The 12427-nt window shown below is 62.5% G+C and carries 9 protein-coding genes; 6 read left to right on the top strand and 3 right to left on the bottom strand.

The window, feature by feature from the left end; all coding sequences use genetic code 11:
- Positions 1-3: 3 nt before the first annotated feature.
- Complete coding sequence (locus DXB53_RS01625; RefSeq protein WP_117583060.1) at positions 4-750, top strand: DeoR/GlpR family DNA-binding transcription regulator; 747 nt, start codon at positions 4-6, stop codon at positions 748-750.
- Positions 751-866: 116 nt separating this feature from the next.
- Here DXB53_RS01625 and DXB53_RS01620 read toward each other — a convergent pair whose 3' ends face one another.
- Positions 867-1526: an RluA family pseudouridine synthase gene (locus DXB53_RS01620; RefSeq protein WP_233503778.1), complete on the bottom strand. Its 660-nt coding sequence runs from the start codon at positions 1524-1526 to the stop codon at positions 867-869.
- A gap of 15 nt (positions 1527-1541) precedes the next feature.
- Complete coding sequence (locus tag DXB53_RS01615) at positions 1542-4037, bottom strand: U32 family peptidase (RefSeq protein WP_117583059.1); 2496 nt, start codon at positions 4035-4037, stop codon at positions 1542-1544.
- A 298-nt stretch (positions 4038-4335) separates the two neighbouring features.
- Between DXB53_RS01615 and DXB53_RS01610 the strand changes: the two genes are divergently transcribed.
- The gene (locus DXB53_RS01610; RefSeq protein WP_117583058.1) at positions 4336-4713 is read left to right on the top strand and encodes a RidA family protein; all 378 of its coding nucleotides are present in this window, start codon (positions 4336-4338) and stop codon (positions 4711-4713) included.
- 112 nt (positions 4714-4825) lie between these two features.
- Here DXB53_RS01610 and DXB53_RS01605 read toward each other — a convergent pair whose 3' ends face one another.
- Positions 4826-5482, bottom strand: coding sequence for a transcriptional regulator (locus DXB53_RS01605; protein ID WP_233503777.1), 657 nt, complete (start codon positions 5480-5482; stop codon positions 4826-4828).
- A 351-nt stretch (positions 5483-5833) separates the two neighbouring features.
- On the opposite strand from DXB53_RS01605, the gene DXB53_RS01600 reads away from it, so the two are divergent.
- From DXB53_RS01600 to DXB53_RS01585, 4 genes are all read left to right on the top strand, one after another.
- Entirely contained in the window at positions 5834-7228 is a 1395-nt protein-coding gene (locus DXB53_RS01600) for a uracil-xanthine permease family protein (protein WP_055285183.1), read from the top strand.
- Between the two features lie 195 nt (positions 7229-7423).
- Positions 7424-8779, top strand: coding sequence for a putative aminohydrolase SsnA (gene ssnA / locus DXB53_RS01595; protein WP_117583057.1), 1356 nt, complete (start codon positions 7424-7426; stop codon positions 8777-8779).
- Positions 8780-8927: 148 nt separating this feature from the next.
- Positions 8928-11927, top strand: a complete 3000-nt coding sequence (gene ygfK / locus DXB53_RS01590) for a putative selenate reductase subunit YgfK (protein WP_117583056.1) — start codon at positions 8928-8930, stop codon at positions 11925-11927.
- A gap of 11 nt (positions 11928-11938) precedes the next feature.
- Positions 11939-12418, top strand: a complete 480-nt coding sequence (locus DXB53_RS01585) for a 4Fe-4S binding protein (protein WP_117583055.1) — start codon at positions 11939-11941, stop codon at positions 12416-12418.
- Positions 12419-12427 lie beyond the last annotated feature (9 nt).

The raw sequence follows: 12427 nt of genomic DNA, 5'->3' as shown, positions 1-12427 counted from the left end.
GCGATGCTAGCGGAAGATAGGCTCAACGCGATCGTGTCGATGGTTCAGCAGACCGGCTCGGTTACCGTGCCGGAGCTTGCCGAAGCCCTGGGCGTGACGGCGTCTACCATTCGGCGCGACCTGCAGACGCTCGACCGAGCACACCGTATCGCCAAGGTGCACGGAGGCGCGACAAGTCTGGAGCGCGCGCACGTGACGCGCGACCTAACGCTTAATGAGCGCAGCGACCTCCATAACGACGACAAGGAGCGTATCTGCGCCCGTGCGGCGGCACTTGTGGAGCCCGAGAGCTTTGTATACATCGACTCGGGTTCGACGACGCTCAGGCTCATCGAGCATCTTCCACACCTTGAAGATGTCACCTATGTGACCGATTCCGTGCTCCATGCTCAACGCCTTGCTTTGCGCGGCATGCGTACCGTGGTGCTGGGTGGCGAGCTCAAACCCGAGACCGAGGCGCTCGTTGGCCCCGATGCCTTGGCAACCTTAGACCGCTACAACTTCAACTGTGGCTTTTGGGGCTCTAACGGCATTGCCGCCGAGCAGGGCTTCACGGCGCCCGATATCGAGGAGGCGCAAGTAAAGCGTATCTCGATGCGCCATACGGCCAAGCGCTTCGTAATCTCGGACGCCAGTAAATTTGGCATGGTGGCGCCCGTCAAGTTCGCGGACTTCCGTGACGCAACGATTGTTACCGCAGGCGATGTCCCTGCCAAGTACCGGGCAATGGACAACGTCATCACGGTCTAACAGCAAGGGACGGGCTAAGGCCAAAACCACCGCGAAGGGGCAGGAACCTTTGTGGTGGTTTTGACGTTTGTCCAGATAAAACCTGCCAAAATAAACCTGTCCCTTTTTGGCAGGTTTTAGGGCTCCCAGGGGCAGGGGGCTTCGATGTGGATGTGCTCGCCGGTTACGGGATGCGTGAAGGATACGCTGTGGGCGTGGAGCATCAGGCCGCAGGGACGCGGCGTTCCGTACAGGTCGTCGCCAATCAAGGGATGATGCTCGCTTGCCAGGTGCACGCGGATCTGGTGCTTGCGGCCGGTGAGCAGCTCGACATCAATATACGAGCGCGTAGGCAGGCCACGGCGGCTCTTAAGGCGCTTGAGTACCTTGACGCGCGTCTGAGACGGCTTGCCGCTGGCGCCAACGCGCATCTTGCGGCTATCGTGGCGGTCGCGGGCGATAGGCTTGTCGATGAGCTTCTCGTTCCAGTCGATTTTGCCCTCGGCGAGCGCTAGGTAGTGCTTTTCGAACGCGTGGTCGATAATCATCTGATCAAAGGCGGGCTGCGTCTGCTTGTCGAGTGAGAACAGCACCACGCCGGTGGTGTCGCGGTCCAAGCGGTTGAGCGGCTGCATGTCGGTCGCGGCAAAGCCGTCGCCCATCGCCAGCAGCAGGTCGCTGGCGTAGTCGGTGAGCGTGCGCTCGCCGGTGCCGTCGCCGTGGACGATCATGCCGGCGGGCTTGCCGATGGCCATGAGCCAGGCGTCGCAGTAGAGGACTTGAGGTTCTTCGTTCACGTGTAAGCCTTTCGGTTAGCTGATTCCCACAAACATGCAGCCCGAGGTGGCACCGCGCAGGCGGGCGGCGGGCTTGCGGCCGGCTTGCGCTGCCTCGACGGCGCGGCGGACGCGAGCGGTGGCGCGGCCCACCTCATCCGTCTCGAGCAGTGTGCCGTCCACCATAAGACGACGGACGCCGGCGTCGAGCAGCTGTGGTACCTGCGGCGTGAGGTCGATGGGGTAGGCGTCGTACAAGCGTGAGCGGCCGTGGATGTCGGTACGCACCGGCATGACCTTTCCGTCGATATTCTTGAGCGAGAGCTTACGGGCACGCAGGCGGCAGCTGGCACAATCGTGGATGCAACCGTTGGCAACCTGCAGAATGCAATGCTCGCTTGTCATAACGCGCGGGCGGCCAAAGACGGTGATGCCTAGAGCCGCGGGCGCGGCGGCGCCGAGCGAGACAATCTCGTCGAGCGTGATCTCGGGCGAGAGCCAAAACGCACCGGCTCCGCGCTCGGCAAGCGCCTCCATGCAGGGCGTGTTGTGCACCGGCAGGCAAGAGCGAATCTCGGCCGTGGCGCCAACCTGGGCGGCCAGGGCAAGCTCAGAGATGTTGCCAATAGCGACCGTGGCGCCGGCAACAACCCATGGGTCAACGCGGACGTGGTCAACGGCGCGGCAGACCTCGTCGAGTGCGGGCACAATACCCTGCTCAAATGCATCGGCAGGGGAGAGTCCGACAGCCTCGAGCGCGTCGGTGGTCATGTAGATGCGCGTTGCACCCTCCGCGCGAGCGGCCTCGGCGGCCTCGAGCGAGGTGACGGTAGCGCAGATCTGCGGCTCATCGCGGTAGTGCTCGGGCGCGGGGCGGGAATCATTGGTGACAATCGCCGGTAGCTCGAGCGTGCGGGCGCGCTCCTCGTACGGTGCCAGAATGGCCTCTTCCAGCGCCTTACAAGCGGCGGCGCGCACCTTGTGCACGGCGGAAAAGCCCATGCCGCAACTCTCGTCGAGGGCCACGTCAAAGCTCGCGGCCTCAAAGGGAGAGGAGCCCATGCGCCCGACGTGCTCAACCAGATCGGATGCCTCGACGGCGCGGGTCTTGGCGGCCTCGACGGTGAAGCCCGTGGCGGTGGCGGTGAGCGCGGGGTCGTCACAGCAGGTGAGCGTGACAGTAAACGGCTTGCCCAGGCGCGCCACGACGGATACATCAACAGCTCGGCGGCGCAGCACATCGCGCTTGAGCGCGGCGCTGGCAGCGTCAATAGCGCGCTGGCTTCGAATCACGCGCACGCGGCAGCCCTCGGGCATGCTACGGGGCACGCGACACTCGATAACATCGCCGGCAGCGGCATCATCGGCGGCGATGGTGGTCAGGAACTGGTCGAACTCATCGTCGTGGCGAAGCTCCAGCAGGTCGCCCTTGCCCACGGGCTCAAACAACTCAATGCGGGCGATGGCGGCGCGGCGACGGCGGTCGTCGGGCTTGAGCCCGCGCACATCGCGGTTGGCCAGGTGGCTGCCGAGCACCGTGCCCACGATCTGGCCGCGGTTGTTGGAGCGCTCGTAACTCATCATCTCGTCACCCGAGGTACCGTCCTGATAGGCGTGCGTAAAGTCGCGGTTAAAGCAGCGCTTGAGCTGGCGCTGGCGGGCGGCTTCCTCGTCCTTGGCAACGGTGGCTCCGGATAGCATGTCGTCAATTTCGTGACGATACACATCAACGATGGAGTACACGTAATCGGGCGCCTTCATGCGGCCCTCGAGCTTGAGCGACGCGGCGCCGGCGTCATACAGACGGCGAACAAGCTGCGAGGTGTTGGTGTCACGCGGGCACAGCGCGCGCTCGCGACCGGCAGGGGAGAGCGAGCGACCGTTCTCGTCGATCAGCTCGTAGGGCAAGCGGCAGGGCTGGGCGCACATGCCACGGTTGGCCGATCGTCCCGCCATGGCAAAGCTCGAAAGCAGACACAGGCCCGAATAGCAAAAGCAGATGGCGCCATGGCTAAAGACCTCAAGGTCCACATCGGGCGCGGCATCGTGAATGGCGGCAATCTCGTCGATGGAAAGCTCGCGCGAGAGGGTCACGCGGTCGGCGCCCTGCTCGCGGCACCAAAGGGTTCCGCGGTCGTCGTGGATGTTCGTCTGGGTCGAGATATGCGTCTCGATGCTGGGCATCGTGCGTTTGACCTCAAAGAACAGGCCCCAGTCCTGGATGATGAAGGCGTCGGCGCCCAGCGTGGAGCAGCGATGGATGAGCTGCAGCGCATCGCTCATCTCGGACTGCTTGATGACGATGTTGACCGTGACGTAGACGCGCGAGCCGGCCAGATGCGCGGCGCGGCAGGCCTGCTCAAAGGCCTCGTCGGTAAAGTTGGTGGCCTTGCGGCGGGCGTTGAAGCTGCCCATGCCGCAGTAGATGGCGTCTGCCCCGGCGGCGAGTGCGGCGGCAAAGGGCTCGGGCCCTCCGGCGGGCGCCAAAAGCTCGGGTCTGCGGTTGGTGGTTCGACTGGCGGTTGCGGTCATATCCTGCCTTTCAAAATGCTCAGATAATCAAAAGTATAGTGGTGCCGTCGCGGCAGGCGATGCCCGTGCTCTAAGCGGGATAAAGTCTTCAGCAGCTTGGACTGGCTGCTTCACATGAGAACCGTTCAGCGGTCCGGGGAAACCGTTGGGCGATAAAATATTCTCGCAACGTGATAATAATCTTGCATCGCGCGGACACCTTGAGTACTATCCCAATCAAGCGCGGTGTTCAGACCGAACTGTGCCTCCCGGTGTGAACGCCGCGCTCCCGTTCCCTTTTACTTGTAAGGAGAAAAACATGAGCAAGACCGTCGTGTCTTCCGATAACGCACCCGCAGCCATCGGCCCGTATTCCCCTGGTATCCAGACCGGCAACATGGTGTTCCTGTCCGGCCAGCTGGGCATCGATCCCGCAACTGGCAAGATGCCCGAGGGCGTCGAGGCCCAGGCCAAGCAGTCCCTTGCTAACGTCGAGGCCCTGCTGACCGCTGCCGGCGCCACCTTTGCCGATGTCGTCAAGACCACAGTCTACCTGGCTGACATTGCCGACTTCGCCGCCGTGAACGAGATCTACGCCTCCAAGTTCGAGGCCCCGTTCCCCGCGCGCAGCGCTTTCCAGGTTGCCTCTCTTCCGGCTGGCGGTCTGGTCGAGATCGAGGTCGTCGCCGCTCTCTAAGGCGTTGACCACAACTAAACATGACATGCAAAAAGACCCTGCAGCGCGTGCGAGCTGCAGGGTCTTTTGTCAGGTGACGAATCGCTTGTGGAGCCGCGCTCCATTTTGCTCGTTAGCCCTCCTTGCGGACTTTTTGCAGGTAGCGGTACACGCTGGGCTCCGAGATGCCCAACGCGGTGGCAGTGCAGGCCACGGCGCCCTTGAGCATGAACACCCCGTTGCCGTTGAGGTGGCGAATGACGTCCACGCGGTCGTTCTGACCAAGCGACGCTACATCCAGCCCGCGCGCGCTCAGCAACTCGGCAATGCTGCGGTCGATGAGCTCCTGGGTGGACTCCGAAAGGCTTTCGACCTCGATAGGGGCGGGCTCCGTGCGCGTCGGCGCTGCGTCGAAGCACGCCATGAGCTGCTGCGCCATGGCGTTGATGGAGCGTACGGTCGAGAGGTCGGTGTTGACGCAGAGCATACCGACGATCTCGTCATCCTCGCGGATAAAGAACGTCGCGGACTCCAACGTCTTGCCGCCGGCACCGCGCCCCTCGTAGCCCGTAATAAACGGCAGGTCGCGATACTTGGGGTCGTGCATGATCTTGAGCGCCAGATCGGTGGCGGGACCGCCGATCTTACGGCCGCTCACGATGCCGTTGCGAATATCGACGATGGCGTGGTCGGGATCCGAGAAATCGTGCAGCACGATTTCGCTGTTCTTACCGAGTATCTGCTCCAGGAAATCGACCATCGGCAAAAAGCGACGTACGGTCTCGTTCACGGGCAACTCCTTTGGGTGAAAGCGGAAGTTTCATAACAATTTTTTCTCATGGTAACACGCTGCTCATCATCTCGTATATCCGCAGGTACATGACGTAATGCAGACGAACGGTATGATTTTGGCGGTAAACGGTTGACCAAAAGAAAAGTTAGATGCTATTTTGACCAGACACTTTCCTGACCTGCGGAAATGCATTATCTCAGCTGAAGAATAGTCTGATAACAAAAAATTATTATTGAGAATGAGAATCATCTTTAATACGATATGCAACGAAGGCACAACCTCAACCCCGCACTGCGTCACAATAGAGCGTTAGATGCGAAAACAACTATTTCGAGGATTGGTGGTCAAATGACCCAGGAGACGGTTACGAACGGCACTGAAGCCCTGTTCACTCGTGAAGGCATGCCTCCCGTTAAGGAAATGATCCCGTGTGCCCTTCAGCACGTACTGGCATCGTTTGCCGGCATCATCACCCCGGCTGTCATCATGGCCGGCGTCTACGGCTTTAATAGCCAGCAGAGCACCGACATCATCCAGGTCGCGCTCATTCTTTCGGCGATCGACACGGCCCTTCAGGCCTTTGCCCCCTTCCGTCGCATCGGCGGCGGCCTGCCCATCGTCATGGGCGTTTCGTTCGCGTTCCTCCCGGCCCTGCAGGCCATGGGCGCCTCGGGCTTTAGCTTTGGCGCGCTGTTGGGCGGCGAGATTGTCGGCGGTGCCGTCGCGGTCCTCTTTGGTCTGGCCTACAGCAAGATTAAGTGGCTGTTCCCACCCGTCGTGACCGGTACGGTCATCTTCTCCATCGGCGTTTCGCTGTATCCCACGGCCGTCAAGTATATGGCCGGCGGTATGGGTACGCCACTGTGGGGCACCCCGCAGGCCTGGTGCGTCGCTCTTATCACCTTCGCCGTGGTCTTTGCGCTCGCCAACTTTGGCAAGGGCACGCTCAAGCTGGGATCCGTGTTCTTTGGCATGATCGTTGGCATGATCGTCTCCATCCCCTTTGGCATGATCGACTTCTCAAGCGTCGCCACCGCTCAGGTCTTCGCCCTTCCCAAGCTCATGCCCTATGCGCTCGAGTTTGATCCCGAGGTCTGCATTACCCTCGCCGTCGTGTTCCCCATGGTTGCCATCCAGGTTATCGGCGACGTCTCCGCCGCCTGCCTGGGCTCCATCGACCGTATGCCCACCGAGCGCGAGCTCTCCGGCGCTATCGTGTCCCAGGGCCTCACCTCTATGGTCGGCGGCCTGCTGGGCGGTCTTCCCACCAGCGCCCTTGGCCAGAACGTGGGCATCATCTGCTCCAACAAGGTCGTCAACAAGTGGGTCTTTGTGATCATCGCGGCCGTCTTTGCCATCGCCGGTCTGTTCCCGCAGCTCTCTGCCGTCCTTTCCGCTATCCCGCAGCCCGTCATCGGCGGCGCGACCGTCGGCGTCTTTGGCACCATTACCATGAACGGCGTGCGCATGTTCACCCGCGAGGGCCTCACGCAGCGCACTACCACCATCGTCGGTACCTCCGTCGTCTTTGGCCTGGGTATCTGGATGGCCAGCGGTTGCCTTGCCGGCGAGGGTATGCCCGCCTGGGTGTCCACCGTCATCGGCTCCAATGCCGTAACCCCCACCGCCATCATGGCCATCGTCCTTAACCTGATTCTTCCGCAGACGCCGGTCGTGGCTCAGCACATCGATGCTGCCAAGGACGCTGCCGTGGATCTGGTCTTGCCCGAGAGCAAGAAGTAACCAATTCGGTGCTATTCGTCGGCGGACGCATCGCCTCGTCCGCCGACGTCATGCGGCGTCAAGCCGCACTTCAAAGGGTTTGTCCCTTTGGTGAAGCGTTGACGGGAGAGGGCCCGTTTCCGGTGTAGGCCGGCGCTTCGCACTCCGCCATGTCAGAGGTGTCAAACCCCGCCTCTGATGTTGAAGGGAGCATCCATGCTTCTGGTCGCTAACGGTTCCGTTTTTACCCGCAACGCTCAGACCCCGTTTATTCCAAACGGTGCGGTCGCCATTGACGGAGATACGATCGTCGAAGTGGGCCCCGAGTGCGAGCTCAAGGTCAAGTACCCGGATGCCGAGTACGTCGACGCCCAGGGCAACCTCATCATGCCCGGACTCATCAATTGCCACACCCACATCTACTCGGGTCTGGCTCGCGGCCTTGCCATTAAGGGCTGCAACCCCACCAACTTCCTGGAGAATCTTGAGCAGCAGTGGTGGAAGATCGATGACAACCTGACGCTCGACGGCACCAAGGCCAGCGCCTATGCCACGATTCTGGACTCCATCCGCGATGGCGTCACAACGATCTTCGATCACCACGCGAGCTTCTGCGAGATCCCAGGCAGCCTCTTTACCATTAAGGATGCAGCTCAGGAGCTGGGCATGCGTTCGTGCCTGTGCTACGAGGTCTCCGACCGCCGCGGCCAGGAAAAATGCGACCAGGCCATTGCCGAGAACGCCGAGTTTGCCCAGTGGGCCGCCAAGGAGCGTCGCGATAACGACAATCACATGATCGCCGCCATGTTTGGCGGTCACGCCACCTTTACGCTTTCGGACGAGACCATGGACAAGATGGCCGAGGCCAACAACGGCCTGACCGGCTTCCACATCCATGTGTGCGAGGGCATGAATGACGTGTGGGACTCCCGTCTCAACCGTGGTGGCATCAGCCCCGTCGAGCGCCTGCTGCAGCACAATCTGCTGGGTCCCGACACCATGCTCGGCCACTGCATCCACGTGACGCCCGCCGAGATGGATATCGTCAAGGAGTCCGGCACCTGGCTGGTCAACAACCCCGAATCCAATATGGGCAACGCCGTGGGCTGCGCTCCCGTGCTCGAGTTCTTCCGCCGCGGCATCCCCGTGTGCATGGGCACCGACGCCTACACCCACGATATGCTCGAGAGCCTCAAGGTCTTCCTGATCATTCAGCGCCACAACGCCGCCATGCCCAACGTGGGCTGGTGCGAGGCCATGACCATGCTGTTCGAGAACAACGCCAAGATGGCGAGCAAGTACTTCGATCGCAAGCTCGGTGTGCTCGAGGCCGGTGCTGCCGCCGACGTCATCGTTATGGACTACAAGCCCTTTACGCCGCTGAGCGAGGAGAACATCGACGGCCACATGCTCTTTGGCATGATGGGCAAAAATTGCCGCACCACCATCATCAACGGCCGCGTCCTGTACAAGGATCGCGAGTTCGTTGGCATTGATGAGGACAAGATCAACGCGTGGACCATGGCCGAGTCCAAGAAGCTCTGGAGCACGCTCAACGATCGCGCCTACTAATTACAAGTAGATTTGCGCGCGTCAGATGTTTCGCCGCATCCGACGCGCGTATAGGCGACCTCCGCGGGGTCGCCGGCGCTGTGCTAGCGCTACACCGTATTTGCGCCCGCCGCGCGGTCTCGCCGGGCGTTACAGAGAGGAGCTCACTATGAGCGACATCATGAGGCCGATCCCGTTTTCGCAGCTGATGAACTGGATCATCGAGGAGCACAAGACTCAGGGCGCCGTCTTTGGCGTGCGCAAGATGGCCACGACCAACCAGGAGGGCGCGCTTCCCATTTTTGACGAGCGCATCGAGACTCCGTTTGGCCCGGCCGCCGGCCCCAATACACAGCTTGCCCAGAACATCGTGGCCTCTTATGTGGCCGGTTCTCGCTTCTTTGAGCTCAAGACCGTCCAGGTTATGGACGGCGAGGAGCTTTCCCGTTGCGTCAACAAGCCCTGCATTGTGGCGCAGGACGAGTGCTACAACTGCGAGTGGTCGACCGAGCTCGAGGTTCCGCAGGCCTTTGCCGAGTACGTGAGGGCATGGTTCGCCTGCCACCTGATCGCTCGCGAGTACGGCCTGGGTAGCCCGGACGGCTTTGTCTTCAATATGTCCGTGGGCTATGACCTGGAGGGCATCAAGAGCCCCAAGGTCGACGCCTACATCGAGGGCATGAAGGACGCCAGCGGATCTGACGTCTGGAACGAGTGTCGCACATGGGCGCTCGCCAATCTGGACCAGTTTGAGCATGTCGATGCCGCGTTTGTCGAGTCCATTCCGGCGCGCGTCTCCAACTCTATCACCGAGTCTACCCTGCACGGTTGCCCGCCAGCGGAGATCGAGCGCATCGCGACCTATCTGATCACCGAGAAGGGCCTCAACACCTACATCAAGTGCAACCCCACGCTGCTGGGCTATGAGTTTGCCCGCCAGCGTCTGAATGAGCTGGGCTTTGACTACATCGTCTTCGACGATACGCACTTCCGCGAGGACCTGCAGTGGGCCGACGCCGTGCCCATGTTCGAGCGCCTGATTGCCCTGTGCGCCGAGCGCGGCCTGGAGTTTGGCGTCAAGCTGACCAACACGTTCCCCGTCGACGTGACGAGGAACGAGCTGCCTTCTACCGAGATGTACATGTCCGGCCGTTCGCTGTTCTCGCTGACCATCGAGGCCGCCCGCCGCATTACCGAGCAGTTCGATGGCAAGCTGCGCATCAGCTACTCCGGCGGTGCCACGGTCTACAACATCCGCGCTCTGTACGATGCCGGTATTTGGCCCGTTACCCTGGCGACCGACGTGCTCAAGCCCGGTGGCTACGAGCGCTTTAGCCAGATGGCCGGCGAGTTTACCGACCTGGATGGCAAGCCGTTCGCGGGCGTCTCTCTCGAGGCCGTGACCGCGATCCAGACCGACTCGCTCACCAACCCGCTCTATAAGAAGCCGCTGCGCCCGCTGCCCGACCGCAAGGTCGCCGGCAAGAGCCCGCTTTCCGACTGCTTTACCACGCCGTGCCGCACGAGCTGCCCCATCCAGCAGGATATTCCCGCCTATCTGGCGGCTGTTGACGAGGGCCGTTACGAGGACGCACTCAACATCATCATCGAGCGCAACGCCCTGCCGTTCATTACCGGCACCATCTGCCCGCATCCCTGCGGCCGTGCCTGCGAGCGTGCGTTCTACGAGCCCGAAGGCGCCCAGATCCGCGCCAGCAAGCTCAAGGCCGCCCGCGAGGCCATGACCGCCGTGCTGCCCAAGCTGCGCGCCCAGGCCGTCGCCAACGACGGCGAGCGCAACGTTGCCGTTATCGGCGGCGGCCCGGCCGGTCTGGCGACGGCGTTCTTCCTGACGCGTGCCGGCGTGCCCGTCACCATCTTTGAGGCCCGCGACTCTCTTGGCGGCGTGGTCCGTCACGTAATCCCCGAGTTCCGTATCGCGAGCGACGATATCTCCCACGACGCCGAGCTCTGCCTGGCCTTTGGCGCCAAGGTGCAGCTCAACGCTCGCGTTGATTCCATTGACGAGCTCAAGGCCCAGGGCTTTACCGACGTGGTCGTGGCCACCGGTGCCTGGATGCCCGGCTCTGCGGGCTTGGGCGAGGGTGCCGAGCTCGATGTGCTGGAGTTCCTCGAGGCCGCCAAGAAGGGCGAGAAGCTCGAGCTGGGCGAGGACGTCGTGGTCATTGGCGCCGGCAACACCGCCATGGACGCGGCCCGCGTGGCCAAGCGCCTGGCTGGCGTGAAGAACGTGCGCCTGGTGTATCGCCGCACCAAGAAGCAGATGCCCGCCGACGAGGAAGAGCTCGATTTTGCTCTTGCCGACGGCGTTGAGTTCTGCGAGTTGCTGGCGCCCAAGGCACTCAACGGTGCCGTGCTGACCTGCGATGTTACGGAGCTTGGCGAGCCGGATGCAAGCGGCCGTCGCAGCCCCGTCGCCACGGGCGAGACCGTTGAGCTTCCCGCCACCACGGTGATCTGCGCCGTGGGCGAGGGCATCGATGCCAGCCTGTACGATGCCGCGGGCGTCGAGCACGACCGCCGCGGTCGTCTTGCCGCCACCTCCACCGGCGTAGAGGGCGTCTGGGCTGCGGGCGACTGCCGCCGCGGTCCTGCTACCGTGGTCGAGGCTATCGCCGACGCCGCCGAGGTCGCCCGTGCCATTGCCGGCGTGGACTTTAACAAGTACGCCGACTGCAACGAGCAGGCCGGTCGCGAGGACACCTGCTACGAGCGCAAGGGGTCGCTGTGCCGCGACAAGCGCAACTGCACCAAGACCCGCTGCCTGGGCTGCGGCTCGGTGTGCGAGGTCTGCTGCGACGTGTGCCCCAACCGCGCCAACGTGGCAATTAAGGTGCCGGGCCTGGCCAAGCATCAGGTGGTACATGTCGACGGCATGTGCAACGAGTGCGGCAACTGCGCCGTGTTCTGCCCCTACCAGGAGGGTCGTCCCTATAAGGACAAGCTCACCCTGTTCTGGAGCGAGCAGGACATGGAGAACTCCGAGAACGAGGGCTTCCTGGCTGTGGACGAGGACCACTTTAAAGTCCGCGTCGCCGGCACGGTCCGCACCGTCTCGGTCGATGCCGTCAACACCGGTCTTCCCGAGGCCGTCCGCCTGACCATCAGGGCCGTGCGCGACAACTATTCGTACCTTCTTAAGAAATAGGCGAGTCTCTTATGGCCAAATCCATTCAACATAACGTGGCCTACGTTGCCTGCGGAAGCGGCTGTGCCTCCGCAGGCGGCGACGCCCGCTGCAACGAAGGCTGCATTGGCTGTGGCGCCTGCGTCACGGCCTGCCCCCACGGCGCCATTGCGCTGGTTGATGGCATCGCCCGCGTGGACCGCTCCAGGTGCACGGGTTGTGGCCTGTGCGGCATGGCATGCCCGCAGCGCGTGATTGCCTTCGTCCCCGGCTACCAGAACATTCTGGTGCGCTGCAACAACACCGATAAGGGCGCCATTGCGCGCAAGGTCTGCGACACGAGCTGCATCGGTTGCGGCATGTGCGCCAAAAAGTGCCCTGCCGGCGCTATCCGCATCGAGGACAACTGTGCCCATATCGACGGCGCGGACTGCCTGTCGTGCGGCATGTGCGCCGTCGTTTGCCCGCATGGCGCCATCCACGACCGCACCGGCATCGCCGCCGGCGTGTAGAAGGGAATC

Origin of the sequence: Collinsella sp. OM04-5 (genome assembly GCF_003439125.1) — a bacterium.
GTDB lineage: Bacteria > Actinomycetota > Coriobacteriia > Coriobacteriales > Coriobacteriaceae > Collinsella.
This window is presented reverse-complemented; position numbering and strand designations above follow the sequence as displayed.

What these genes read in the sequence shown, in the direction of transcription:
- DXB53_RS01625 (WP_117583060.1), top strand. Translation starts at nt 4, where the DNA reads ATGCTAGCGGAAGATAGGCTCAACGCGATCGTGTCGATGGTTCAGCAG.
- DXB53_RS01600 (WP_055285183.1), top strand. Translation starts at nt 5,834, where the DNA reads ATGACCCAGGAGACGGTTACGAACGGCACTGAAGCCCTGTTCACTCGT.
- DXB53_RS01610 (WP_117583058.1), top strand. Translation starts at nt 4,336, where the DNA reads ATGAGCAAGACCGTCGTGTCTTCCGATAACGCACCCGCAGCCATCGGC.
- DXB53_RS01585 (WP_117583055.1), top strand. Translation starts at nt 11,939, where the DNA reads ATGGCCAAATCCATTCAACATAACGTGGCCTACGTTGCCTGCGGAAGC.
- DXB53_RS01615 (WP_117583059.1), bottom strand. Translation starts at nt 4,037, where the DNA reads ATGACCGCAACCGCCAGTCGAACCACCAACCGCAGACCCGAGCTTTTG.
- ygfK (WP_117583056.1), top strand. Translation starts at nt 8,928, where the DNA reads ATGAGCGACATCATGAGGCCGATCCCGTTTTCGCAGCTGATGAACTGG.
- ssnA (WP_117583057.1), top strand. Translation starts at nt 7,424, where the DNA reads ATGCTTCTGGTCGCTAACGGTTCCGTTTTTACCCGCAACGCTCAGACC.